General features: G+C 66.3%; 22 protein-coding genes and 6 pseudogenes. 18 read left to right on the forward strand and 10 right to left on the reverse strand.

The window, feature by feature from the left end; genetic code table 11:
• Positions 1–338: 338 nt before the first annotated feature.
• The 3 genes from HGB39_RS24480 (at position 339) to HGB39_RS24485 (ending at position 3,616) form a co-directional block, all read left to right on the forward strand.
• Positions 339–2,696, forward strand: coding sequence for an arylsulfatase (locus HGB39_RS24480; protein WP_054246519.1), 2,358 nt, complete (start codon positions 339–341; stop codon positions 2,694–2,696).
• Positions 2,697–3,030: 334 nt separating this feature from the next.
• On the forward strand, positions 3,031–3,153 hold the full coding sequence (locus HGB39_RS39635) for a hypothetical protein (RefSeq protein ID WP_257237486.1): 123 nt from the start codon (positions 3,031–3,033) through the stop codon (positions 3,151–3,153).
• 16 nt (positions 3,154–3,169) lie between these two features.
• Positions 3,170–3,616: a DUF6325 family protein gene (locus tag HGB39_RS24485; protein WP_043790755.1), complete on the forward strand. Its 447-nt coding sequence runs from the start codon at positions 3,170–3,172 to the stop codon at positions 3,614–3,616.
• Positions 3,617–3,920: 304 nt separating this feature from the next.
• Here HGB39_RS24485 and HGB39_RS24490 read toward each other — a convergent pair whose 3' ends face one another.
• Positions 3,921–4,100, reverse strand: coding sequence for a hypothetical protein (locus HGB39_RS24490; RefSeq protein WP_155756154.1), 180 nt, complete (start codon positions 4,098–4,100; stop codon positions 3,921–3,923).
• Between the two features lie 944 nt (positions 4,101–5,044).
• On the opposite strand from HGB39_RS24490, the gene HGB39_RS24495 reads away from it, so the two are divergent.
• The 4 genes and pseudogenes from HGB39_RS24495 to HGB39_RS38970 form a co-directional block, all read left to right on the forward strand.
• Positions 5,045–5,233 carry a hypothetical protein gene (locus HGB39_RS24495; RefSeq protein WP_005568821.1) on the forward strand — a complete coding sequence of 63 codons (189 nt, stop codon included), beginning with the start codon at positions 5,045–5,047 and terminating at the stop codon, positions 5,231–5,233.
• A gap of 223 nt (positions 5,234–5,456) precedes the next feature.
• Positions 5,457–6,122, forward strand: coding sequence for a ScbR family autoregulator-binding transcription factor (locus HGB39_RS24500; RefSeq protein WP_005568822.1), 666 nt, complete (start codon positions 5,457–5,459; stop codon positions 6,120–6,122).
• A 284-nt stretch (positions 6,123–6,406) separates the two neighbouring features.
• Entirely contained in the window at positions 6,407–6,562 is a 156-nt protein-coding gene (locus HGB39_RS24505) for a Clp protease/crotonase-like domain-containing protein (RefSeq protein ID WP_005568823.1), read from the forward strand.
• A 10-nt stretch (positions 6,563–6,572) separates the two neighbouring features.
• Positions 6,573–6,696 (forward strand): annotated as a pseudogene (locus HGB39_RS38970) (FAD binding domain-containing protein); the annotation flags it as partial.
• A 418-nt stretch (positions 6,697–7,114) separates the two neighbouring features.
• Here the strand turns inward: HGB39_RS38970 and HGB39_RS24510 are convergent.
• A complete protein-coding gene (locus HGB39_RS24510; RefSeq protein WP_164709532.1) occupies positions 7,115–7,264 on the reverse strand; it encodes a hypothetical protein in 150 nt (49 codons plus the stop codon).
• Between the two features lie 340 nt (positions 7,265–7,604).
• On the opposite strand from HGB39_RS24510, the gene HGB39_RS24515 reads away from it, so the two are divergent.
• On the forward strand, positions 7,605–8,489 hold the full coding sequence (locus tag HGB39_RS24515) for a class I SAM-dependent methyltransferase (protein ID WP_043790726.1): 885 nt from the start codon (positions 7,605–7,607) through the stop codon (positions 8,487–8,489).
• Between the two features lie 269 nt (positions 8,490–8,758).
• Here the strand turns inward: HGB39_RS24515 and HGB39_RS24520 are convergent, their stop codons facing one another.
• From HGB39_RS24520 to HGB39_RS24530, 3 genes are read right to left on the reverse strand one after another with little or no spacing between them, the layout of a single operon-like run.
• Positions 8,759–9,388 (reverse strand): cytochrome b, encoded by a 630-nt coding sequence (locus HGB39_RS24520; RefSeq protein ID WP_043790731.1) that lies wholly within the window; start codon positions 9,386–9,388, stop codon positions 8,759–8,761.
• Positions 9,378–10,484, reverse strand: a complete 1,107-nt coding sequence (locus HGB39_RS24525) for a catalase family peroxidase (protein WP_005568829.1) — start codon at positions 10,482–10,484, stop codon at positions 9,378–9,380. The genes HGB39_RS24520 and HGB39_RS24525 overlap by 11 nt, the downstream gene beginning before the upstream one ends.
• Positions 10,477–10,935, reverse strand: coding sequence for a COG4315 family predicted lipoprotein (locus HGB39_RS24530; RefSeq protein ID WP_064080247.1), 459 nt, complete (start codon positions 10,933–10,935; stop codon positions 10,477–10,479). Before HGB39_RS24530 ends, HGB39_RS24525 begins: the two co-directional genes overlap by 8 nt.
• Before the next feature lie 209 nt (positions 10,936–11,144).
• On the opposite strand from HGB39_RS24530, the gene HGB39_RS24535 reads away from it, so the two are divergent.
• On the forward strand, positions 11,145–11,702 hold the full coding sequence (locus HGB39_RS24535) for a sigma-70 family RNA polymerase sigma factor (RefSeq protein WP_169695577.1): 558 nt from the start codon (positions 11,145–11,147) through the stop codon (positions 11,700–11,702).
• On the forward strand, positions 11,689–12,357 hold the full coding sequence (locus HGB39_RS24540) for a zf-HC2 domain-containing protein (protein WP_005575345.1): 669 nt from the start codon (positions 11,689–11,691) through the stop codon (positions 12,355–12,357). The genes HGB39_RS24535 and HGB39_RS24540 overlap by 14 nt, the downstream gene beginning before the upstream one ends.
• Before the next feature lie 175 nt (positions 12,358–12,532).
• Here HGB39_RS24540 and HGB39_RS24545 read toward each other — a convergent pair.
• Positions 12,533–13,081: pseudogene (locus HGB39_RS24545) on the reverse strand (amidohydrolase family protein); the annotation flags it as partial.
• Here HGB39_RS24545 and HGB39_RS39945 point away from each other — a divergent pair.
• Complete coding sequence (locus HGB39_RS39945) at positions 13,019–13,216, forward strand: FCD domain-containing protein (RefSeq protein ID WP_005575342.1); 198 nt, start codon at positions 13,019–13,021, stop codon at positions 13,214–13,216. The pseudogene HGB39_RS24545 and the gene HGB39_RS39945 overlap by 63 nt on opposite strands.
• A 179-nt stretch (positions 13,217–13,395) precedes the next feature.
• Here the strand turns inward: HGB39_RS39945 and HGB39_RS24555 are convergent, their stop codons facing one another.
• The gene (locus HGB39_RS24555; protein WP_005575341.1) at positions 13,396–13,656 is read right to left on the reverse strand and encodes a WhiB family transcriptional regulator; all 261 of its coding nucleotides are present in this window, start codon (positions 13,654–13,656) and stop codon (positions 13,396–13,398) included.
• A gap of 232 nt (positions 13,657–13,888) precedes the next feature.
• On the opposite strand from HGB39_RS24555, the pseudogene HGB39_RS24560 reads away from it, so the two are divergent.
• Both HGB39_RS24560 and HGB39_RS24565 read left to right on the forward strand, forming a co-directional pair.
• Positions 13,889–14,224, forward strand: a pseudogene (locus HGB39_RS24560) (pyridoxal-phosphate dependent enzyme); the annotation flags it as partial.
• Positions 14,225–14,253: 29 nt separating this feature from the next.
• Positions 14,254–15,019, forward strand: a pseudogene (locus HGB39_RS24565) (LLM class flavin-dependent oxidoreductase); the annotation flags it as partial.
• Positions 15,020–15,181: 162 nt separating this feature from the next.
• Here HGB39_RS24565 and HGB39_RS24570 read toward each other — a convergent pair.
• Positions 15,182–15,542, reverse strand: a pseudogene (locus tag HGB39_RS24570) (aldo/keto reductase); the annotation flags it as partial.
• A 461-nt stretch (positions 15,543–16,003) separates the two neighbouring features.
• Here HGB39_RS24570 and HGB39_RS40270 point away from each other — a divergent pair.
• A pseudogene (locus tag HGB39_RS40270) lies at positions 16,004–16,291 on the forward strand (class I SAM-dependent methyltransferase); the annotation flags it as partial.
• A gap of 532 nt (positions 16,292–16,823) precedes the next feature.
• Positions 16,824–17,027, forward strand: a complete 204-nt coding sequence (locus HGB39_RS24580) for a cold-shock protein (RefSeq protein ID WP_005242781.1) — start codon at positions 16,824–16,826, stop codon at positions 17,025–17,027.
• Between the two features lie 123 nt (positions 17,028–17,150).
• On the opposite strand, the gene HGB39_RS24585 is transcribed toward HGB39_RS24580, so the two are convergent.
• Positions 17,151–18,494: an NAD-dependent succinate-semialdehyde dehydrogenase gene (locus HGB39_RS24585; RefSeq protein ID WP_005575329.1), complete on the reverse strand. Its 1,344-nt coding sequence runs from the start codon at positions 18,492–18,494 to the stop codon at positions 17,151–17,153.
• A 504-nt stretch (positions 18,495–18,998) separates the two neighbouring features.
• On the opposite strand from HGB39_RS24585, the gene HGB39_RS24590 reads away from it, so the two are divergent.
• Positions 18,999–19,157, forward strand: coding sequence for a hypothetical protein (locus HGB39_RS24590; protein ID WP_005575327.1), 159 nt, complete (start codon positions 18,999–19,001; stop codon positions 19,155–19,157).
• Positions 19,158–19,301: 144 nt separating this feature from the next.
• Here HGB39_RS24590 and HGB39_RS24595 read toward each other — a convergent pair whose 3' ends face one another.
• Positions 19,302–19,661, reverse strand: a complete 360-nt coding sequence (locus HGB39_RS24595) for a thioesterase family protein (protein ID WP_005575325.1) — start codon at positions 19,659–19,661, stop codon at positions 19,302–19,304.
• Positions 19,662–19,882: 221 nt separating this feature from the next.
• On the opposite strand from HGB39_RS24595, the gene HGB39_RS24600 reads away from it, so the two are divergent.
• Together HGB39_RS24600 and HGB39_RS24605 are read left to right on the forward strand one after the other, a co-directional pair.
• Entirely contained in the window at positions 19,883–21,529 is a 1,647-nt protein-coding gene (locus HGB39_RS24600) for an alpha/beta fold hydrolase (RefSeq protein WP_005575324.1), read from the forward strand.
• A gap of 117 nt (positions 21,530–21,646) precedes the next feature.
• Entirely contained in the window at positions 21,647–22,939 is a 1,293-nt protein-coding gene (locus tag HGB39_RS24605; protein ID WP_005575323.1) for a wax ester/triacylglycerol synthase domain-containing protein, read from the forward strand.
• The last annotated feature ends 9 nt before the right edge of the window (positions 22,940–22,948 follow it).

Below are 22,948 nucleotides of genomic sequence, written 5' to 3' on the forward strand. Positions count from 1 at the left end.
CGCGCCCAGGACTCGTCGGGCAGGGACAGGATGCGCAGGGCGAGGCCGGTCAACACGATGGCGAGCAAGGCTCCTCCCCGTGGACGATCCAGCCCTCCGATGGTTACCTCGTCCTCGACATCGAGCACGTTACCGGACGACGCTGACCCTGCCCCGGCTGGCAGGCGACCAACGATAAGACGACGCCCAAGTCATGGGCGTCGTCGGATAGCTGGCTGCAATGGTCCTCTCAGGTCGCCCGTTCCGGGATGAAGCTGCACTGCCGTTCGGCCCTAGCCATCGTCGGGGCTGGAGTGCTGTGGTGAGAAGGAGGGCCAACCCGATCAAGGAGCCAAATCATGGCTGTACCGTTCCGCGGAATCGTCAACGTCGACATTCGGGATTCGGTTCCGGATTGGGGTCCGTACGAGCAGCCGAAAGCTGCTCCGGGTTCGCCGAACGTGCTGTACATCGTGCTCGACGACGTGGGTTTCGGTGCGCTGGGGTGTTATGGCGGGCCGATCGAGACCCCGAACATCGACCGGATCGCCGCGAACGGGCTGCGGTACGGGCAGTGGCACACCACCGCCCTGTGCTCCCCGACGCGATCCTGCCTGCTGACGGGACGTAACCACACCACCAACGGGATGGCGTGCATCAGTGAGGCGGCGGTCGGGTTCCCGGGCGCGAACGGGCACATTCCCCCGGAATGCGCGACGCTCGCCGAGATCCTGGTCGAGCAGGGATTTTCCACCGCGATGGTCGGCAAGTGGCATCTGTGCGCCGAGGACGAGATGAACCTGGCCTCCACGAAGCGGAACTGGCCTATCGGCCGGGGTTTCGAGCGCTTCTACGGATTCCTCGGGGCCGAGACCAGCCAGTGGTATCCGGACCTGGTGCACGACAATCACCCGGTCGAGCAACCGGCCACCCCGGAGGAGGGTTACCACTTCGGTGTCGACATCACTGACCGGGCGCTCGAGTACTTCGGCGATGTCAAGGCAATCGCCCCGGACCGGCCGGTGTTCCTCTACTACGCCCCCGGATGTGCGCACGCTCCGCACCAGGCGCCGAAGGAGTGGACCGACCGGTATCGGGGCAGGTTCGACGCTGGGTACGAGGCGATGCGCGCGGAGATCCTGGCCCGCCAGAAGGAGATGGGTCTGATACCGCCCGGCACCGAATTGCCCGCGCTCAATCCGATCGGCGGCCCAGAAACACGCAGCGGCCCTGAAGGAAAGCCGTTCCCTCTGATGGACTACACCCGCCCGTGGGAGAGCCTGTCCGGCGATGAGAAGCGGTTGTTCGCCCGGATGGCGGAGGTGTACGCGGGGTTCGTCTCGCACTGCGACGATCAGATCGGCCGATTGCTCGCGTACCTCGAGGAGATCGAGCAACTCGACAACACCATCATCGTGCTGGTTTCCGACAACGGGGCCAGTGGCGAGGGCGGACCCAACGGTTCGGTGAATGAGAACAAGCTGTTCAACGGTGTCCCGGACGATCTCGCCGAAAACCTGTCCCTGCTCGACGATTTGGGCACCACCCGAACCTACAACCATTACCCGAACGGGTGGGCGATGGCGTTCAACGCCCCGTTCAAGATGTGGAAACGTTACTCGTTCAACGGAGGCACCTGCGACCCGTGCATCATCTCCTGGCCGGCCGGCATCACCGCGCGCGGCGAAATCCGCGATCAGTACCACCACGCCACCGATGTGGTGCCGACGCTGCTCGACTGCCTCGGGATCGAACTCCCCGACACAGTCAAGGGATATACGCAGCACCCGATCCAGGGTGTCAGCATGCGCTACAGCTTCGACGCCGCCGCCATTCCGACCGCGAAGCACACCCAGTTCTATTCGATGCTCGGCACCCGCGGGATCTGGCACGACGGCTGGAAAGCGGTCACCACACACCCGGCGATCAGTGGGTGGAGCCACTTCCCGGAAGACGCCTGGGAGCTCTACCACACCGAGACCGACCGATCCGAACTCCACGACCGCGCCGCCGAGGAACCCGGCAGACTCGCCGAACTGGTCGGACTGTGGTTCCACGAGGCCGGCGCGAACCAGGCGTTGCCGCTCGATGACCGCTTGCCCATCGAAATCCTGCTGACCCCTCGACCGCAGCTGACGCCGCCACGCAACCGCTACGTCTACCGGCCGGGCGGGGCAGAGGTGCCCGAATCCGTGGCGGTCAGCGTCCGCAACCGCTCGTACTCGATCGGAGCGCTCGTCGACATCCCCGGCCCGGGGGCGGCCGGAGTGTTGTTCTCGCACGGCGGACGTTTCGGTGGGCACGCTCTGTATGTCAAAGACAACCGGCTGCACTACGTGTACAACTTCCTCGGCAGCGAACAGCAGCTGATCCGAGCGGACGAGGAGTTGCCGACCGGTGAGAACCTGATCCTGGCGGCGTCCTTCGACAAGGACGGTGAGGACCCACCCGGCCACGCTCACGGGGTCCTGAGTCTCTACTACGGTGACCGCAAGGTGGCCGAGGGCCGGATCCACACCCAGGCAGGAAAATTCGGGATCGGCGGCGAGGGACTCAACGCCGGACACGACGCCGGCGAACCCGTCACCGACGACTATCCGGGTACCGCCCCGTGGGCGTTCACCGGCGGCACCTTGAACAGGGTCGCCGTCGACGTCAGCGGTGAGCCGTTCGTCGATCTCGAGCGCGAAGCAGCCGCCATGCTTTCCCGCGAGTAACTGCGGCGAACCGACGCGATGGGGTTTCGCGGCGAGCCGGAGAGAAACAGTCAACTGCCCCGGTCGACGGCCCATCGTGTCCGGCCACGGCATCGTCGACGAGGTTCGCCACTGGCGGAGTCACCAATCGACCGAATCCGTCTCCCACCGTGTGTCGTGCGCCCGCCATGCACGATGCCCGACGTCAAGGGGTCATTCAGCCCTATCGGTCACCGAGGTGATCCTGCTGAAGTAAAGAGCAGGCACCACACACGTCCGAGGGGTCGGGTGTGGCCAAGCACCCGCTCGCGGTCGTGCCGCACACGCGCGTGAAGCCATCGCCACGATGACTCTCGTGTTCTGGAGGTACCCGTCAGGCCTGGTCGTGATGGTCACCGTGGTGGCGCTGTTCCTGGTGGAACTGGTGGCCCGGCCTGCCCTGCTCACACATGGCACCCCACAAGAATCGACAACATGAGGAGGATGTGGCGAACATGACCGAAGAAATTGACGAGCTCGGTCCAGTCGACTGGATCGTGGTGGAGTTCCCCGGCGGCAAGTTCAACGGGGAAATCGCACCCGCACTCGGTGACCTCGTCGAACGCGGAATAGTCCGTGTCCTGGATCTTCTACTTCTGAGGAAGGACATGGACGGGTCACTCGAAGCGTATGAGCTCTCCGACCTCGACGACAGTGAGATCGGCGAGTTGCGGTCCTACGAGACCGAGTTGGCGATGCTCCTCAGCGAGGACGACGTCGACGCGGTCGCTGCGGCGATCGACCCCGGAAGTACAGCGGCCGTGCTGGTATGGGAGAACACGTGGGCCGCACCGTTCGCGTCGGCCACACGCCGCGCCGGTGGACAACTCGTGGCAAGTGGGCGCATCCCGGTGCAGGCCCTGCTGGCCGCAATCGAAACAGACGAGGAAGTTGGTGCCTGACATGCCTTTAGCAGCCAGACGTTTGCGCCGAGCAGCGGTGATCGGACCCGCCCCGGTCGCGCGTACCGCCACCACGGTCGCCACGGCGGCGGTGGTGGCACATGGAGTCCGACGCCGCACCGATCGGCGAGACGATCGGCGGGACGACCGCAGCGACCGGCGGCGCTGAAAACTCAGGGCACCGGATGTGCTCACAGCGAATGAGTTCAACTCCGAGAAGGTCAGGATCCCGGCGTCCGAGAAGGTCAGGATCCCGGCATCGCAGCCGCGGCGTGCAACATCGGTCACACGCAGTATGGCTTTGTCAGAAGCACCAATTGAGGCTGGCCGATCCCAGCGGTACACCGAAGCAGATCGTCACCGACCCGGCGGCGGGAGTCGCGGCGGGTACTGCCGGTGCGGCCGAAGCTGTGGGCGCGGTGAGGGCGCCGAGGGACAGGGTGATGGCAACCGCGGAGAGCGCGGCGGCAATTCGAGTAGACATTTTCAGGGTCCTTGGTGTGGTTGATGAATGAAACACAGTGCGCACCGGTCAGATCGGCACCCATCGAGAACAGGTGTTCACCGGTCCTGTGCGGGTACCCGCACCGCGCCCGATCAACGTGATCGGTCCTGCTGGTTCTCCGGCTCCTCCCGATCGGCGAACATCGCCTCGATACGGCTCTTGTTTTTCGGACGTGCTGAACGATTCCCGGATGGGTACCGAGGAAGTCGGTCCGCCGTGGAGATGATCTGACGTCTCTTGTATGCGTCAACTTTCGACCGAAATGGGATGACATCGGGTCGTGGAGCGAGCGCGACGCCGGTCCCGGTAGCTTCGAGCGTCTCATGTGCAGGAGCGACTGTTGTAGAGCAGAAGGTCATCAACAGCGCCAGTGGGTGCGAAACAACGCTAGCGGCATCCCGTTTCCGTCCCTGCCCATTCACAGTCCTGATCCCGGGCAAGCCCGACGATGAGAGCCCTCGGACAGCCTAGCGCCGACGCGGAGATACCCGGACCACGGTGCGTCACGAGGACGAGACACGATCGGCTGTGGGCGTTGGGGATCAGAGGATCAGGCCGAAGTTGTCCTTCTCTCTTAGCGAGGGAGTTCACCGCCGGACGAGCATCGAAGGCGCGTCTCGATAGCGTCCCCTCGACCGGGGCACCCTGACCAGAACGAACCCGGTAGCCCCCGGTGGCATTCCCGTTCCAGGGGCGCTAAATATCGCGCATTCGAGTGCGGGCGTTGGTTCTGGCAGAGCCGATTCGGCGGCGGACCGATCGACTCGCCTGGTACCGATCCTCCCGAACTCCACCCGCCCGGGCGCAGAGAGATCGGCGGCGTGTGGTGCACAGCGCCCGGTGGTGGGTGCGGGTGTTCGAGGTCGGACTGGCCGGTCTGTTCCTCGGGTCAGTGCGATGTGTTGCGGTCGAATTGGGGGGGCATGGGGTCGCTGGTGGGTGAGCAGCTGTGGCAGACGTTGTCGGATTCCGGGTTGGCGTCGGTGTGCGTCCGCGGGCCGCAGTGCCGATGGGCGGATCTGCTCTTGCTCGGGGATGGATCGGTGGGGGAGCTGACCTGGCTGGCACGGGACGCCGACGAGATCGCCGAGCAGTACCGTGACCGCCGATAGCGACACACCCGAGCCGCCACGGCGCTGGAGCTGACCGGGGGGAGCCCACCGAAGAAGCGGCACGGTGGTCTGTTTTTCGTGTGAGCGGGTATCGGCGGCTGTGCAGGTGGACGCGGGCTTTCCCGGTGAGGCGCACCGGTGCCCGGTGGTAGCTTCGCGCAGGCTGCGCCGGTGCGATCGAAAGTCACCGTGCTGCAGCGCGAAGGCATGGAAGGTGCGGTAGATGGTGCAACAGCAACGGGCGGCGGTGACCCGGGCGCAGATCGTCCGCGGGGCAGCGGAAATGTTCGACAAGTCCGGGTTCGAGGGCGCCAGTCTCGTCGAGATCCTGGAGGCGGCGGGCATGACGAAGGGGGCGTTGTATTTTCATTTCCGGTCCAAGGAGGATTTGGCCCGGCACATCATCGCCGAGCAGCACCGGATCTCGATCTCCGCGGTGCAGGCCATCGCCGCGCAGGAGGCGTCGGCGATCGAGCAGATCGTGATGCTCTGTCATGAGATGGCCCGGCAGATCGTGCAGGATCCGATCGTGCGGGCCGGGATCCGCATCACTCTCGAGCTCAGTGCCGACGATCGTGGCCCCGCGGGCCCGTACTTGGATTGGATCGCCGCCTGTCAAGCGTTGGCGGCGCGTGCGGTCGCCGAGGGCGATCTTGTCGACACTATCGACCCGCCGACGTTCGCGCGGTTCGTCATCGGCGCGTTCACCGGGGTCCAGACCGTGTCTCAGGTCCTGACCCATCGCGTGGATCTCGAGCAGCGGGTGGACGAGATGTGGGGGTTCCTGCTGCCGGGGGTCATGCCGACCTCCCGGCACTCCGGCCGGATGCGGATCCGGGCTGCCCGCACCGACGTTCCCGTCACCGGATCGTCGGGCCATCCGGGTTAGTCCGCTCAGCGCGCCGAAACGACTGCACATGGTCGCCGCAGACCGATAAGTGCGCCATCCGCACGCCTCCGGCGACCGCGATCGGCGCAGCAGCGGGGTGAGTCCGGCCGGTGACCGGACTGCTCCAGAGCACACCGGTGCGGGTGTGTGAGCCGCGGTCTCGTCGGGTCGGGTCGGGATGCCGGTGCCGGGCAGCCGGCCGGGCACCGGAATCGGGCCCGCCAGGGGGCGTTCTGTGCCGCGGTGATGGGGCGGAGATCGCCTCCTTTGCACCGCACTCGCTGATGTATTCCAAGCGTGCGGTGCAGGCGCTGACCGAACCCGACAGCTGGGACGACCGGCTCGATGCCGAGTTCGATCAGTGCTGGACCAGGCCGGACTTCGCTGAGAGGCAGCTCGCCCGAGCCGAGAACCGTGTGCCGAAATTCGTGGGAAAGTGAGGATGCACCCATGAAGGCTGCACCATTCCTACAGCCGTCCCTCCAGCATCGCCGAGGCCGTCAAGACTCTGGAGTCCGCGGGCGGCGACGGCAAGGTCCTGGCCGGGGGACAGAGTCTCGTCCAGGTCCTGGCGAATGCGCCTCGGGCGTGTGAACTTACCTGATGGATTCGATGAGATCGATGCCGAAGTGCTCGAAAACTCTCGTTTCTTCCCCTGTCCTGCGGACTGGGCTTCATAAGGCGCCGGGTCCGGACCTCTGCAGCAGCCGGATTGCATTCCGGATCGTCGCAGCTCGTCGAGATCACCATGCTGCTCGGTCAACGTGAGCGGCTCGAGACCACAGTCGTCGATTTCGATCGAGCGGTTCAATTGATCCGCGAGACTGTCGGCGCACTGTTGGACATCGTTTATCCGTAACCTGCCGGTTGTCATCCCGAGATGCGGGGCGTCTCTGCTTGTGCTGCAACGGTTTCGAGTGCGACGCGCGGCGGGGGAGCGGACGGACACGTCACGCGGTGTTCCATCCGATTCCCTCGTCGGGGCGATTTCGTCAGTTCGTGACCGCGGGGCGGGTGGGCCTGCGGTCGTCGGCGAACATGGCCTCGATCCTCGACTTGATCTCCGCGGTGCTCATCGTGCCGCTGTGCCGGGGCGTCTGCCGTCCGGTGGGAGTCGTCGGGGCAATCGAGGTTGTCGCCATGTGTCCTGCTTTCGTCGGTTACCGATATGTGTGCCTCACGGTCACGGTTGTGATCTGGTTCACATCGTGGCCGACTATGTTGTACACCACATGTTCGGTCCTGTGCCACTCGGCCTGGTCGCGTCGGTCTTGTCCGAGGATGGGACAAAGCGGGTGCTGGTCGGCGAATCGGCTCCGGCTGATTCCGATGGCCCCGAGCGTAGAATTGCGCGGGTTCGGTCGATCACGCTGGGCCCGGATTTCGGTGAGGCCTCGCCGAACTGCTCTGGCCTCGTCGCCGCTCTGCCCGGCTCGATCGTCGGCTCCGGTTCTGCGACGAGTTCGGGAGGGTGCTTCAGCGATGCGAACTGATGGAGACAGTTGGGACATCGTCAGTAGCGTGGGCCTGACCGCGTTGGGAGTGGCGACCTTCCGGGCGTTGGAGACAGTTCGCCCCGACGCGTTGATCCAGGACGACTTCGCGCGGTGGTTCGTCGAAGCGGCGGGTGAACCGCATTTCACCGGGCTGTTGGCCGACCCGTCGTCCCTCGGGGACATGCCGGTCTCGGGTTTCATGGGTAGTCGGACCAAATTCTTCGACGAGTTCTTCTCGACCGCTACGAGCGCGGGCGTGTCGCAGGCGGTGATCCTCGCGGCCGGGTTGGACGCACGGGCGTATCGCTTGGACTGGCCGACCGGCACGACGGTCTTCGAGGTCGACCAACCGCAGGTGCTGGAATTCAAAGAGGAGGTCCTCGCCGACCACGGGGCCAGAGCGAAGGCAGATCGTCGCCCGGTGGCCGTCGATCTGCGAGACGACTGGCCTGCCGCGCTCCACGCTGCAGGCTTCGACCCTGGTAAGCCGACCGCCTGGTCGGTGGAGGGACTGCTGGCGTACCTCCCGGGGGCGGCGCACGACGCGCTGTTCGAGCGGATCGACCAACTGTCCAGCCCCGGCAGCCACCTTGCCGTGGACAACTTCGCGGCGGGAACCGACCTGCAACGCTTCGATGCCATCAGAGCGAAGTATTTCGCCAATAATCCGTTCGGCGACATCGACATCTCCGAGCTGTTCTACGGTGACGAGCGGGCCGATCCGGTGCAGTGGTTGACCGGGCACGGCTGGTCGGTGCGGCGGTCCAATTCGCTCGAGCTGGCGGCTGCCTACGGACGGCCGGTTCGGGACCTCCCCGAAGAACTTGTCGATCTCTCGAAGCGATCGACGTACCTGACGGCGGTCAAGTAGCCCACTGCCCAGCTCGCAGCGATGAACCGCAGAGGCGAGGCATTGCGGTGGACCGCCATCCGCGCGTACATTGGTAGTTGCGGATCGAGAGAGTAATCGGCAACGGTGAAACACTCGAGAAGCAGAGATCCGGCCGAGAATGTGAGAGCATTCCCGGCCGAACCCCTGTCTGGGGCATGTTCCCCGCTCATCGACTTGCCAAACTGGTGCTTCATTGCTCTGCCGGCACGAGTCGCACGCCGGTCTCGGCCTCGATGCTGCGGGCATTGCTATTCTGGATCCTGCTCTGCTGCAATATCATCGACGATCCTCGCAGGTGCCGGTCGGGACGCGGTAGGCGAGGAATTTCGGCGAGTGCGCCACGGTGCCATCCGGTCGAGGAGCCTGTCGTTCAGGACCAGCACATGAAAGAGGACGGCGGACATGTGTGCGGTGAAGGTGAAGAACAGCAGGTAGGCGAATGCGGTGTGAGCTTGTCTCAACAACGCGTAGACGCTGGGATCGGGTGCAAGCAGCGGGGGCAAGTGCAGATGCTGGTAGAGGATGATCGGGTAGCCGCCCGCCGAGAGCATGGCCCACCCGGTGAGTGGCTGGATCACAAGCAGCGCATAGAGCAGGTACTCCGACGCGGTTGCGACCCGACGCTCGACCGGTCTCATGGTGGCGGGTGGTGCGGGCGTGCGGCACACCAGCCGATTGCCGATTCGGACGATCACCAGGGCGAGGATCGCGGCGCCCAACGGGACGTGCACCGAGCGCAGCAGATGGTAGTGGTCGAGGGTCGTCACCATGACGGCGCCGACGAGCAGTTGTGCGATCACCATGACCGCCATCGCCCAATGCAGCAACCGGACGGTCGGCGCGAACCGGAGCGGGCGGTCGGTCGGGTCAGCGGTCATCGCGCACCCCATCCACATCGACGAGGGCCGGTGTTGTGGGCTCCCCGGACCGGCGGGTGAACGATTCGGTGTAGACCGCGGACCGGGCGCTGAGCAGGAGATCGTCCGAGGGCGCAATGCCCGTTGGGAGGATGAGCGGGTCGAAGTTGAGGTCCCGCGCGGTGTGCGGCGCTTCTGTCTGGACCGCGTCGATGGTCACGGTGCCGACGTCGAGGACCTGCCGGGTCGGCGGCCACGGCCGGGTGGCGTCGTCGGTCCGATCGCCGGGTTGACCGATCGTGAGCAACATCCGCCACCGCAACGGCCCACGCGAGACTGCCGCGGTGAGTGTGTCGAAGAGGTAATCGCGCCCCGGCAGCGGCGGCAGGCCGGGGGAGCGGGCCGGTTGCTCAGGGACCAGTGTCCATCGCACCGGAACCGTGACCCCGGTGTCGTTGGTGCAATGGAAGGCGTTGAGACCATAGAAGGTGCTGTCGTCGAACCCGGAGGTCGGTGGATGCTGTCGGATGAGGTTCATCGCCGCCGCGGTCTCGGGATGGCGGGAGAGAAACGCCGCCATGCGATCCGGATCGGGCTTGCCGGTGGCCGGGTCCGTTTTCGATGCGAGCAACCGCTCGTAGAAGCCGTCTGGTGTCCGGTCGGGGAACACGGGGGTGTTGACCATCGCGGTGCGCCACTGCTCGCCATCGGGGAGGTCGAACGCCAACCCCAGCCCGCGGACCGTGGCGTCGGCGTCCGGAGTGGACGGATTCCCGCCCGAGAGTGAGAACCGGCCGGTCACCGGGATCCGGCCGACCCGGAAAACGCTGGCCGTGGAGACCGCGGACCCGGCGCCGGTGGCGGTGAAATATCCAGTCGCGCCGACTCCTTTGGCGTGATTGCGCCGGAACCCGTCGTGGTGCCCGGCGACCTCCTCGAACCGGTCGGTCAGCCGTGCCGGGGTCAAAGCGTCGGTGTCCAGAGTCCCCGCCGCACAGACGAACCCGCCGACGTCCACTGCCGCGATCGCGCCGACCGCGGCCAGACCGAGCAGCGCACTGCGCCGACTGACCGCCGGGCGTGGCGCCCCAACTGGGGGTGCGGTGGCGTCATCCATGGGCGGAGTCGACCGTCACCACGTGCCAGGTTCCCTTGATGCCGTCGCCGCGCGTCTGCCCGGGGGCGGTGTCTTTCGCGAACCGGTAGAGCGGGTGGCCGTCGTAGGTGATTTGGACGGTTCCGTCCGGCCGCGTCGTGGCACCCGTGCGGGCGGCGAGGGTGGCGTCGGGCCGGGGTGCTCCGAGCGAGGGCGGCCAGATCTCGGCGCAGGGGCCGGTGCACCGGATGGAGCCGGGGGTGTCCTCATCGAATCGGTAGAGCGCCAAACCGTCTCCGTCGGTGAGCACCGTGCCGACGGCGGTGTCCCGGGTGCCGAGCTCCACCTGCCCGGCGGCAGCCGGGGTCGCCGACGGCTGAGTCTGGGCGTCGTCAGTGGCGGTGCCGCACGCCGACATCAGCGCGATCGCGGTGCCGGCGCCGGCCGCCGCAAGGATCGATTTCTTCAGCATCTTCGGAGGTCTCCATTCGTTCGTTCCCGTGTGCCGGATCGTTCGGCGCTGGGGAATACGGATGGTCGGCGATCCGCGTTCACCTGCCGGAGCCGCCTCCGCGCACCGGAGTGGCAGGATTCGAGATGAACGCCGCGCCGCCCGCGCCCGTACTCCTCGGTGGGTGTCGGGTGAGCCGACGCCGTATCCGGTGTTTCGGGAGGTGAGTGGTGCGGCTTCGTATCGTGCGCACACGCGGGGACCAGTCCGAGGGTGGTTTGGATGACGAAACGGTGTTGCGGGCCGCCTACGACGAACACGGGAGGGAACTGTTCGCCCTCGCCTACCGCTCCCTCGGAGACCGGGGTCGCGCGGAGGAGGCGGTACAGGAGACGTTTCTTCGGGCGTGGCGGCGCGCGGACCGGTTCGACCCGCGACGCGCTACGCTCCGGACCTGGCTGTATGCGATCTGCCGCAACGTGGTGATCGACGCGATCCGGGCTCGTGCCGCCCGACCCGAGCTGGCCGACGCTGCACCACCCGAGCTGCCCGCACCCGAGCGTCCCCTCGAACAACTGCTGGTGGGGCTCGAGATGGAGGAGGCGCTGCGGCGGCTGTCCGATCAGCACCGCTGCGTCCTGGTCGAGATTCACCTGCGTGACCGGCCCGCCGCCGAGGTGGCCGCACAGCTCGGCATTCCCGTGGGCACCGTCCGCAGTCGTGTGTACTACGCGCTGAAAGCTCTCCGGCTCGTACTCGAAGAAATGGGGTGGCATGGTGACCACTGACCGCTGCCAGCAGATGCGCACCATGTTGGGGATGTACGCGCTCGGTCGCCTCGACGACCGCGAGACGATCACCCTTCGCGCCCACCTCGACGGCTGCCCGGACTGCCGCACCGAGTTGCGTCTGCTGACGCCGGTCGCGGCCGCCCTGTCTGCGGCGGACCCGGACCGGCTCACCGAACCTGCGCCCCGGCCGTCGTCGACGCTGCCCGACGCGATCTTCGGGGCCGTAGACCGCGAACGCGGACGGAAGCGGTACCACCGGATCGTAGTCGCCGCCGCGGCCGTCGTGATCGCCGTCGGCCTGGTGACCGGCGGGTTCTTCCTGCGCGGGGGCACCTCGACTGCCCCGCCCGGGCAGCCGGTGGCGTTCACGGTGCTCGCCGCAGGTGTGGACGCCTCCGCGCGGGTGGAGAACCGGGCGTGGGGAACCGGAATCAGCCTGGACGTCGCCGGACTCCCGCAGGGCCGCACCTACAACGTCTGGCTCCAACGCTCCGACGGAAGTCGCATGAATGCCGGCAGTTTCATCGCCGGTGGCGACAAGACGATGTCGATGCAGTTGGCCGTGGGGCTGCCGATGTCGGATGCGACGATGCTCGGGGTGAGCGCCCCGGGCGACGACCGGACCCTGCTGCAAGCGCCCCTGCGGTCCTGACCGACACCAATCCTCGTGGACGACTCAGAGGAGCCGGCCGTCGCGGGCGACGACCCGTCCGGCCCGCACCACCGTGTCCCGACGGGGGATGTCGACGACGATCTGCCGGCACGCATTCTCCGTCCCGCAACATGAAGTCGGCGGGTGAACCCGGTTGCAGGTCGACTCGCGGTAGCCCCATGACGGCAGCACCGCCGTCGGCGGCGAGCTCGAAACACGGCTCGAGATCCTCGTCGAGGCTTGCGTCGAGTGCCCAGCCGAGCAGCCATGCGCGGTGGAGCATGTCCGCGTTACCGAATGGGCTCCAGTTGTTGCGAACGCCATCCGACCCGAGCCCGACCCGGACACCTCGCTGCGCCAGGCGCCGGAAGGGCAAGACCGTTGTTGCCGACAGCGCGGCCGTCGTCAGTGCGATGTCCGCCTCCGCCAGCAGGTCCGCTGCCGAATCCACGGCTTGGCAGGACAACTCAGCTACGGCGAAGGCGTGGCTGGCCGTGACCCGGCCGTGTAAGCCAGGCGGCTCTGGTTCGCTCGGCGATGTCGGTGAGAGTCGCGGTACCCGTCTCGCCGGTGTCGTGGATGTCGATCGGCAATCCGTGTCTTTCGGCGATCCCGAAGACCGTGTCGAGTCGGCGGGGCCTCCTCCTGTTCCACCGGGGGTGTGGTCGAATCCGGCCGGGTCGATCCCTCCGATCACGTCGACCAAGCCGCCGTCGGCGGCCATGTCGAGCACGAGCAGCTGTACCAGGCGCTCCGAGCTCGCGACGCCGACGGAGCAGAAGGACTGGCCCGCCGACACGTCGTGGGTACCCGGGTTGAAGCTCTCCGACCCCTGGCCGCCGAGACCGAGACGACCTGAGGCGCCCCGCGTAGCACGCGGGCAACCGCGGCCTCTCCTACGACTGCGAGATTCGAACGCACCTGGCTACCCGATCAGGACCACGAAATCTACTCGCCGCGAATATAACCCGGCTGACGGATCCGGCAGGACGGTCGAGCCGAGCCGCTCGCGTGAGAATGCCCGGCGCGGGCGTTCGCTCACCGGCCCAGTCGTGCGAGCCGTTCGCCCGGTGTCGTCGCACCCCAGACGCCGTGCTGTTGGCCGGTGTTGAGGGCATACTCGAGGCATTCCTCGATCTCCGGGCAGCCGCGGCAGAACTCCTTGGCGAGATCTTCGCGCTCGGAGCGGGCGTTTCTTCGTTCGGCGTCCGCCGGGAAGAAGATCTCCGCGTCCGCTTCATGGCAACGCGCAGCCAATCGCCACTGCCACAACTCGGTGTCGTGAGGATGCAGTGTCATAACCGGTGTCGACATCTTTCGACTACCCCCTTCGCTCTCGGTCGCCCCGAATTACAGCGCATTCGGCAACACACGAGAACAATTCGGATCTCCAGGATTTCGGGGTGAACGCGCTGCGCCGTTCGTGGTGAGCCACTGAAGATCTGATCGGCGTGACGCGAATCCTGTTGTTCGACGACTGCTCTTGTGATGCTGACCGGGCGACACCCGGGCGGCCTCGAAAGGCAGACGCATGACCATCTTCGATCCCCCCACAGTCGACGCTGCGAGCCTCGGAGTCTACGACTCGATCGCCGACGCCATCGGCAACACACCCCTCGTCCGGTTGAACCGGGTAACCGGAAGTATCTCCGCGACGGTGTATGCCAAGCTCGAGTTCCTCAACCCCGGCGGAAGTGTGAAGGATCGCACCGCCCTGGCCATGATCCACGCGGCCGAGGAATCCGGGGAGCTCCTGCCCGGAGGCACCGTCGTGGAAGGCACATCGGGCAACACCGGAGTCGGGTTGACGTTGGTCGCCGCCGCTCGGGGATACCGTTCCGTAGTCGTGGTACCCGACAAAACGACGCCGGTCAGATGGTCGAGAGTAGCGACGGCGGAGGCCGGGTCCGGATCAACATCGTGTCCGGGAAAGGCAACCTCGGAGCTTACGGCGAACACGAGAGCGACCAGGCCCACCGTTACGCCCGCACCAAGGAGTTCCTCCAGCTCGTCCGCAAGCTGTGGACGGAGGAGAACGTCACCTACCGGGGTGAGCACTTCCAGGTCACCGATTCCACAGTGCTGCCCCGGATCTCACCACGGGGAGATCGGACCCACCCGAAACTCTACTTCGGTGGAGCGTCCGAGGCCGCCGAGCGTGTTGCGGCGACCGAGGCCGACGTTCAGCTCTTCTGGGGTGAGCCGCTCGCGGGGGTGCAGGAGCGGATCGAACGGTTGCGGTCATTGAGCGAGGAACTCGGCCGAGCGCATGCGCCGCTCGAGTTCGGCCTGCGGATCACCACCTTCGTCCGGGACACGACCGAGCAGGCCTGGGCCGAGGCAGAGGCGAAAGTAGCGGAGATGGCGAAGAATCAGCGTGCGCCTCCACAGAATCCGCATCGCCAGACCGCCGTGGGACAGCAGCGACTCCTCGACCTGGCGACCCGCGGCGACGTGCTCGACGACAACCTGTACACCGCACCCGGGAAGGTCGGTGGCGGCGGCGCGGGCACCACCTGGCTCGTCGGCTCCCCGGAGGACGTCGCGAAGTCGCTGCAAGTACCAGGACCTCGGCATCACCCACTTCGTGCTCTCCGACACCCCGTATGTGCCGGAGATCGAGCGTCAGGGCAACCAGCTGCTGCCGTTACTGCGCGAATGAGCCGGGGAGCGCTACTTGCGCTTCCCTCAACAGGTTTGCGCAAACGGTGACAGTCACCCGCCCGCGCTGTCGGCGCGAGCGGGTGACTGGTTGTCATCGGCTGGTGGCTCTGTCACACAACTAATCCCCGGCGGACGAAGCACACCGGAATCTTCACGTCGGTCAGAGCCTGAGTCCGGTTCCGTGCACGCCGTGTTCCTCGATGAGGGCGAGTTCTTCGTCGGTGAGCGGCGGGAAGTTCAGGGCCGCGATATCGTGGTCGAGCTGCTCGGTCGAACTGGCTCCGATCAGCGCCGAGGTGACCTCCTGCCGCCGCAGTACCCACTGCAACGCGAGCTGTGCAAGTGACTGGCCACGGGCCTCGGCACTATTGTTGAGCTCGGCGGTGCGCTGCCGGGTACGTTTCGTCGATCACATCAGCCGTCAGGAACGTGCTGTGCTGTGCTCGTGCGCGCTCGGGAATCGACTCCAGGTACTTGTCCGTCAGCAGACCCTGCGCCAGGGGTGAATACACGATCAGCCCGGTTGTTGCGGGGGTCGGTGGTGTATCTGGCCAGGCTGTCCGACCGGGGAATCGCCACGGTCCACCGAGTTGTAAAGAAGCCCGCCGCTCACTGCGTTTTGTGCATCGGTGACGGACTCGAATGAGTAAGTCGGTGACCGACGGATGTTTCGGTGTCGGCTCGGTACCGGGGCGACGGCGCGGCGACACGCGTGGTCGGATCGATGTGAACACTGTCACCGAACGGAGACGGAAAGGGAATCGTTCGGATCGTGCAGATTCTCTGGAAAGACTCCCCGCTGACGTCCTGCCGATCGTCGAGGACTTCGCGGCACTATCTTGGGGTGGTGGGCGACGATGACACCTGGGCCGGTTTGGCCGACCAGTTTGCCGACGAGGCGTATGCCTCGGTGAAGGGGCGCGTGCGAACCTATGTGCTGCACCAGCAGCTGCTGGAGCATTTGCCGGCCCCTCCAGCCCCTGTGCTCGATGTCGGCGGAGGCGCGGGCCATCAATCGTTCCCGCTGGCCCAAGCCGGTTACGACGTGACGTTGCTCGACCCGTCGTCGGCGATGCTGGACAAGGCTCGACAGCGGCTCCAGCGGCTGCCTGGAGAGGTCCAGCGACGGGTGACGCTCGTGGAGGCCGACGGCGAGAACGCCGATGAGGCGGTGAATGGTCAACGCTTTGCCGCCGTGTTGTGTCATGGCGTGCTCGGGTACCTGGAGCATCCGGAGCCGTTGGTCGACCAGCTGTGCAGGTGCGCTGCCGCGGGTGGCGTCGTCTCGATCATGACGGGCAACGCCAATGCGATGGCAGTGCGACCGGCCTTGGAACAACGGTGGGACGACGCTCTGGCATCGTTTGACGCGAGGGGCGAGATCGGGGTGCTGGGAGTGCCGACTCGTGCCCATACGGTGGAGGAACTCAGCGAAGTCGTGCAGAGCCGCGGCGTGGAGCCAGTGCGATGGTACGGGGTGTGGATGTTCGTCGACTGGCTCGATTTCAGTGGAGCGGGGTTGGACCCGAGCGATTCACAGCAGGTGGAGGCGGCGGCAGCAGTCGAACTCGAGGCCAGCCGACGAGACCCCTACCGCCAACTCAGCCGCGTCTTCCATCGCGTGGGACGCAAAAGTTTGAGCTGACGGGACAACGGCGCCATCGGTACGCCACCACAAAGTCATCGCCGATGCATGCAAATCCGGTGCGCGGTCTTCGTGTCGACATCGAGATGGCAGGATCAAGTCATCGAGATCGGAACCTCGATGTGAGGGTCCGGATCGAGATCGAGGGAGTATCGGCATGGCACAGGGCATTGTGAAGTGGTTCAACGGTGAGAAGGGCTTCGGTTTCATCGCACCCGACGACGGAACTCCGGACGTTTTCGTGCATTACTCGGAAATCTCGGGCAGCGGTTTCAAGTCGCTCGATGAGAACCAGCGCGTGGAGTTCGAGGTCGGCCAGGGGCAGAAGGGCCCGCAGGCCACGAACGTGCGCTCTGTCTGACCAGTGCTACGTGGGGACCGCATCCGATGGATGCGGTCCCCGCTTCTGTCGCCGGATGGGCATCCGGTCAAGGCCCCGATATCGAACTGCACGCCGAGGGCGCTGAATTCCGGAGTCGATGGTTCAGCTGACGCGGATGAGTTTCTTGTTCACGAATTCGTCGATTCCGTATTTGCCGAGTTCACGACCGAAACCGGAGCGCTTCACGCCGCCGAACGGCAGCTCAACTCCCTCGGCGCCAACGGCATTGACGAACACCATGCCGGCCTCCAGTGAGTCGGCGACGCGGTAGGCCTGATCAGGGTCGGTGGTGAAGACATACGAGCCGAGACCGAACGGGGTGTCGTTCGCCAGCTCGACGGCCTCGTCCTCGGAACGCACCTTGTAGACAGTCGCTACCGGCCCGAACAGTTCCTCCCGGTAGGTGCGTGAATCCCGTGACACATTCGTCAGCACGGCCGGTGGGAAGAAGGCGCCCTTCCGTTCGCCCTCCGACACCAGCGTGGCGCCCTCGGCGATCGCCTGCTGCACCTGCTCGGACAGTCGGTCGGCGGCGGCGACCGACGACAGCGGCGCGAGTTCGTCTGCGGTGGCGAGCACCTCCGCGGTGAATCTGCCGACGAAGTCGTCGTAGAGGTCCTCGGCGATGATGAATCGCTTCGCGGCGTTGCACGCCTGCCCGGTGTTCTCGAAACGACCTTCTACTGCCGCTTTTACGGTGGCGTCGAGGTCATCGGAACTGAGCACGATGAACGGATCGGAACCGCCGAGTTCCAGTACCACCTTCTTGAGGTTGCGGCCGGCGATCTCGGCGACCGCTGCGCCCGCACGCTCGGACCCGGTCAATGACACGCCCTGGACCCGCGGGTCGGCGATCGCGTCGGCGATCTGCTCGTTGGTGGCGTAGACGTTGACGTAGGCGCCCTCCGGATATCCGGCGTCGGTGAAGATCTGGTGAAGTGCCGCCGCCGATTCCGGACACTGCGGTGCGTGTTTGAGCACGATAGTGTTGCCCAGTGCCAGATTCGGACCCGCGAACCGGGCGACCTGGTAGTAGGGGTAGTTCCACGGCATGATACCGATCAGCACACCGATCGAGTTGCGGCGAATCAACGCGGTACCCGCACCCTCGACCAGGTCGATCGGCTCGTCGGCCAGGAACTTCTCGGCGTTGTCGGCGTAGTACTGGTAGATCGCGGCGCTGAAGTCGACTTCCCCCAACGACTGGTCCAGCGGCTTGCCCATCTCCCGCTGGATGATCTTGGCCAGCTCGTCGCGGCGTTCGGTGTGTAACTCGGCGACCTTGCTGAGCAGTCCGGCGCGCTCAACCACCGTCGAGCCGCGCGACCACTCACGGTGCGCCTTCTCCGCCGCGGACAACGCCGCCTGCATCTGCTCGTCGGTCGCGGTCGGATATTCGCGCACCGTTTTTCCGGTGGCGGGGTCCACAACTGCGTACAGGCTCATGTTCACGTCTCCTCGAAGGGTCGGGCATTCCAGTATCGCTTGCGATGGGTGCCCGGGGGTGGACCTCGAGTCGCGAGGTGGGGGGTGGCGCCGCCTCAGCACAGGTCGCTTGTTCGCGTCTGCCGCGCAGTGAGATCGTTCACTGTTCAGCGGTCGGATGGTATCGGGGTATAGGCTTGGTACACCGGAATGGTTGCCGCGTCGAGCGAGTCGGCTCAGGCCATCCCGATTCGAAAGAATGCCGGCCGGTTCGCGGCCGATGCAAGGAGCGTCCATGGATGCCAATGGCTACAGGCACGCCGAGGCGCCGCGCAGATCCGCACCGCGCGACCATCTCCCGGGGCGGGCGCGCCGTCTCGGATTCGATGCTGACACCACGCCTGATGGCGAGCCGAAAGAGCCGCCTACGACATCATGCGGACCTCGCCACATATCGACAATGATCTACCCGGTCGCCATCACCCCAACCGGCCGCGCCCACATACACCTGAATCAAGGAACAGAATGACCATCGATCATGACAAAACCGAACTCCCGCTCTTCTCTGCGCAGCGAACACTGACCCACAGGACCCACGAGCCCGTCACCGACGCGCCGCGCACCGACGATTCACCCACGCAAACATCCGCCGAGATCCATCGTTCACTCTTCAGCGACGAGTGAACGGCGTGCTCGGCCGCGAAGGCTGTGACCGCTCCGGTCGAGTGGGGTAACGACTTCGTCGATGCGCCGTAGTGGTGGCAGGAACGCAACGGTGCCCGCCACCAGGGCTAGGGGATCGGGCTGGTCGTGACTGGCGATCAGTGTTCAGGCCCATGACGCCGCCTCGAGGAACCGGTCCCGGTCGACGATCGCCCGGTCGATCTCGCCCGACGCGACAACCTTCCCCGAGCTGTCGGTCGCCCGCACGGTGAAGGTGAGACGGTGGCCGACTGCGGCGGCTGGTGGCTCGACGGCGATCTCGATGCTGGCACCGACCGGTGTCGGGCCGCGGTGCTCGATTCGGACAGCGGTCCCGACGGTCGTCTGACCCGCACCGATGAACGATGCAGCGCAGGCGACGGTGGCCGCCTCCATCCAGGCAATCAGCCGTGGGGTCGCGAGCACGGGAACGTCACCGCTGCCCAACGCGGTCGCGGTATCGGACTCGACTACCTCGTAGCGCACGCCAATACCGTACGCCGGGCGCGGCTTGGCGGGAGTGATGCGCGTTGCTGCACGATGACGTTGCGCCGCAAAGGCGTGTGCACCCGGACATTTCGTGCCGACATCTTGCGATTCCGGGTTGCCGATCGTCGCGATGGTGCGTCTGAGACACTGGCTGCTGAGCGATAGCGTGCGCCGCCACTATCGTCACGACACGGGACTTACGAGGGGGATCGCGACGTATGCCGGGGATCGATGGGCACTTGGACTCGAGGCGGCGCGCGGGCGCGAGGTCCTCATGGCGCACTCGATGTGTCGCCCTCGTCGTCGGCCTCACCGCCACGGTCGCCCTGGGGACGGTACCGCCCGCCGCCGCGCAGCCGGCACCGGGTGCCGATCTTCGCTGGGGGCCCTGCCCGGCCGAATACGAGCTGGATCCGGCGTCCGATCAGTGCGCGTCGGTCACTGTTCCCCGCAACTACGCGGACCCCGCCGCCGGCACGATCGACGTTCTCGTCACCCGACACCGCGCCGAGGATCCCGGCTCGCGCCGCGGCGTGCTGTTCACCAATCCCGGCGGGCCCGGCGGAGACGCGATCGGCTCGAACAGCATGTTCGTCGAGATCCTGCCCGATGCGGTCCGCGCACAGTGGGACGTGATCGGTGTCCAACCGCGCGGGCTTCCGTACGCAGGCGCCGTCGAGTGCGTGCTGGCCCCTGAACAAACGATGGCGATGAGCCTCGGCTTCGGCGGTGCCGCGACGCGTACGGCATGCGAGTCCGCTGCGCCGGGCACCACGGCGCACCTGACGACCGAGTACACCGCGAAGGACTGGGAGCAGGTCAGGCTCGCACTCGGCGAGGACGTGATCGACATCTACGGCCTCTCGTACGGCACGATCCTCGGATCCACCTACGCGACGCTATTCCCTCAGCACACTGGTCGCATGGTCCTCGATTCCGCGGTGGACCAGAAGTGGCTGTGGAACGACGTGTTGTGGCAGCAGAACGACGGCTACAAGGATCGCTTCTACGACCTCATGGACTGGATCGCCGCCCACGACGACACGTATGGGCTCGGTGACACGCCATTGAAGGTGTATCAACGGTGGTCGGACCGGATCGTCGAGGAAGCCGGCGGTAACCCGACGCTCGCGCCGCCGCCCGCCCAGATCGGTGACGTACCGCCGGGCCTGGAAGCCGTTGCCGATGCCTACCGCGGTGGGGTCGATCTCACCGGACCGGCACGCGTTCAGTTCGAGGCCTTCGTCCGTCGCCTCGCCGACCCGTCGCACACCCAGATGTCGTCCAGCATCTACGTGATGACGCGGCAGGTGCTTCCCGCCCGCAACAGCTGGCCGCTCATGGCCCGGGTGATCCGGGACGGGCGAGACGCGATTCCCGACGGCACCGCGATGGACGACCTGACGGAGCAAGAGTACGAGCGGATCGCCCAGGCCCAGGTGATGCAGTCACTGGTCCTGTGCAACGAGAACAATGTCGCCGCTCGGCCGGACCGCATTCCGGGTTGGCTCTTCTCCACCTTCGTCACCGGAGATCTCTTCGACCTCATCGGGTACAGCTACAGCGCCGGGCCCGAATGTGCCGGTGCGCCGCCCGTTGCCGCGCTGCCGACGTTGAGCAATCGGGGACTGGCGACGGCCCCGCTCGTCCTGCAGGGAATGCGCGACCCGCAGACCCCTTATCAGGGCGGAGTTCAGCTCGCCCACGACATGGCGGCGCACCTCGTCACCGTCGAGGGAGGAGATCACGGTGCGGGGATCCAGGGTGGCAACGCCGTCGTCGACCAGGCCCTCACCGAGTACCTCGAGACCGGGCGCACCACCGTCACGCACGCCCCTGAGGCGCCGATCACCGCACCGCTGTGAAGTCCGGGGACGGGCCGCGGACGAAGAGATATAGGCAAGCAGCACCCTGAGTCGTGCTGAGTTGCGAGACGGGCGTTCCTGGTTCGAAAAGGTGCAGACCCGAATAGACTTGCCGAGGTGAGCCGCGAGGATCCCGATCGGCTGTCCGCCGACGACGCACATATCCTGGGGCTCGAATCAGCGGTGATAACCGGCCACACGCTCAAGCTGGTCGTTATCGAGCCGGCCACCTCCCCGCTCGACGTCGAGGCTCTGCGAACTGCGGTGTCGGAGCGGCTTTCGAGCCAGCCGCGAGCGACGCAACGGATCGACACGTCGGGGCCGGAGCCGCGCTGGGTCGACGCGACCGCGTTCGAGATCAGTGACCACGTCCGGCGCCGGGAAGAGCCCGGGTGTGCCTCGCGCGACGATCTGTGGCGGGCCGTCAGCAAGCTGATGTCCGAGCACCTCGACCACGAGCGTCCCCTGTGGACGTTCGATCTGATCGGGCCACTCGGCGACGGGCGCGAAGCGATCGCGGTCCGGATCCATCACGCGATGGCCGACGGGATCAGCGCGGTTCGCTTCCTGGACGACGTGCTCTGGGATCAGCACCTCGAACCGCCCCCGCGAGAACCGCGACCGGGCCTTCGCGCCGCTTCGTCGCAGCGTTCGCGGGTCGACGAGGTGCTGCGGATGCCCGCGGCTGTGCGTCGTGAGCTCGGCCATCGCGGGTCGCACTCGCCCTTCGACCGCCCGATCAGTGCCGCCCGCGAGCTCGCCTTCACCGTCGCCCCGCTCCCGGAGCTGAAGGCAATCGGCGCCTCACGCCCCACCCGCGCAACCGTCAACGACGTACTCCTCGCGATCGTCGCCGGCGGCCTGCGCAGCTGGCTCAGCGCCGGAGCGACGGCCCTGCCGCGGCTTCGTGCTCAAGTTCCGGTCAGCCTGCACCACCGGGATGAGGGAGCGGGTGAACTCGGAAACCGTGATTCCTTCCTGAACGTCGATCTGCCGCTCGCCGAGGCGGATCCGTTGACCCGACTCGACCGGATCAACGCCGAGACCAGCAAGCGCAAGCGCCTCGACGACGCCGAAGAGCTGTTCGATCTCTTCCACGCACTCGGACGCGTGAAGCGCGTCGAGGAAGCCGCAAAGCGACTCGCCGGCAGCGCGCGCGAGTTCAGCCTTTCGATCTCTAACGTTCCCGGCCCGCCCGCGCCGGTCAGCGTTTCCGGACGCCGGGTCGAGCGGCTGTTCTCCTCCTCCGAGCCCGCCGCTCACCACGCGCTGCGGATCTCGGCGATCTCCTGCGCCGGGATCATCGGTATCGGGCTCTGCACAGACCCCGAGGCGCTGCCCGACGTTGCCCGGCTGGCGGTGGCGATGGAAGATTCATACGCCGAGTTGCGTGACGCCGCGATCACATGACGTCGATCC

The sequence above is a fragment of the Rhodococcus opacus genome (genome assembly GCF_012396235.1).
Classification (GTDB): domain Bacteria; phylum Actinomycetota; class Actinomycetes; order Mycobacteriales; family Mycobacteriaceae; genus Rhodococcus_F; species Rhodococcus_F opacus.

Bases quoted from the DNA above. Each gene is read 5' to 3' on its own strand.
- HGB39_RS24555 (WP_005575341.1), bottom strand. From the start codon at position 13,656: ATGACACTGCATCCTCACGACACCGAGTTGTGGCAGTGGCGATTGGCT.
- HGB39_RS24505 (WP_005568823.1), top strand. From the start codon at position 6,407: ATGTATTCCAAGCGTGCGGTGCAGGCGCTGACCGAACCCGACAGCTGG.
- HGB39_RS24580 (WP_005242781.1), top strand. From the start codon at position 16,824: ATGGCACAGGGCATTGTGAAGTGGTTCAACGGTGAGAAGGGCTTCGGT.
- HGB39_RS24490 (WP_155756154.1), bottom strand. From the start codon at position 4,100: ATGTCTACTCGAATTGCCGCCGCGCTCTCCGCGGTTGCCATCACCCTG.
- HGB39_RS24510 (WP_164709532.1), bottom strand. From the start codon at position 7,264: ATGGCGACAACCTCGATTGCCCCGACGACTCCCACCGGACGGCAGACG.
- HGB39_RS24495 (WP_005568821.1), top strand. From the start codon at position 5,045: ATGGGGTCGCTGGTGGGTGAGCAGCTGTGGCAGACGTTGTCGGATTCC.
- HGB39_RS24590 (WP_005575327.1), top strand. From the start codon at position 18,999: ATGACCATCGATCATGACAAAACCGAACTCCCGCTCTTCTCTGCGCAG.
- HGB39_RS24485 (WP_043790755.1), top strand. From the start codon at position 3,170: ATGACCGAAGAAATTGACGAGCTCGGTCCAGTCGACTGGATCGTGGTG.
- HGB39_RS24520 (WP_043790731.1), bottom strand. From the start codon at position 9,388: ATGACCGCTGACCCGACCGACCGCCCGCTCCGGTTCGCGCCGACCGTC.
- HGB39_RS24600 (WP_005575324.1), top strand. From the start codon at position 19,883: ATGCCGGGGATCGATGGGCACTTGGACTCGAGGCGGCGCGCGGGCGCG.
- HGB39_RS24515 (WP_043790726.1), top strand. From the start codon at position 7,605: ATGCGAACTGATGGAGACAGTTGGGACATCGTCAGTAGCGTGGGCCTG.
- HGB39_RS24585 (WP_005575329.1), bottom strand. From the start codon at position 18,494: ATGAGCCTGTACGCAGTTGTGGACCCCGCCACCGGAAAAACGGTGCGC.
- HGB39_RS24525 (WP_005568829.1), bottom strand. From the start codon at position 10,484: ATGGATGACGCCACCGCACCCCCAGTTGGGGCGCCACGCCCGGCGGTC.
- HGB39_RS24500 (WP_005568822.1), top strand. From the start codon at position 5,457: ATGGTGCAACAGCAACGGGCGGCGGTGACCCGGGCGCAGATCGTCCGC.
- HGB39_RS24530 (WP_064080247.1), bottom strand. From the start codon at position 10,935: ATGCTGAAGAAATCGATCCTTGCGGCGGCCGGCGCCGGCACCGCGATC.
- HGB39_RS24480 (WP_054246519.1), top strand. From the start codon at position 339: ATGGCTGTACCGTTCCGCGGAATCGTCAACGTCGACATTCGGGATTCG.
- HGB39_RS24540 (WP_005575345.1), top strand. From the start codon at position 11,689: ATGGTGACCACTGACCGCTGCCAGCAGATGCGCACCATGTTGGGGATG.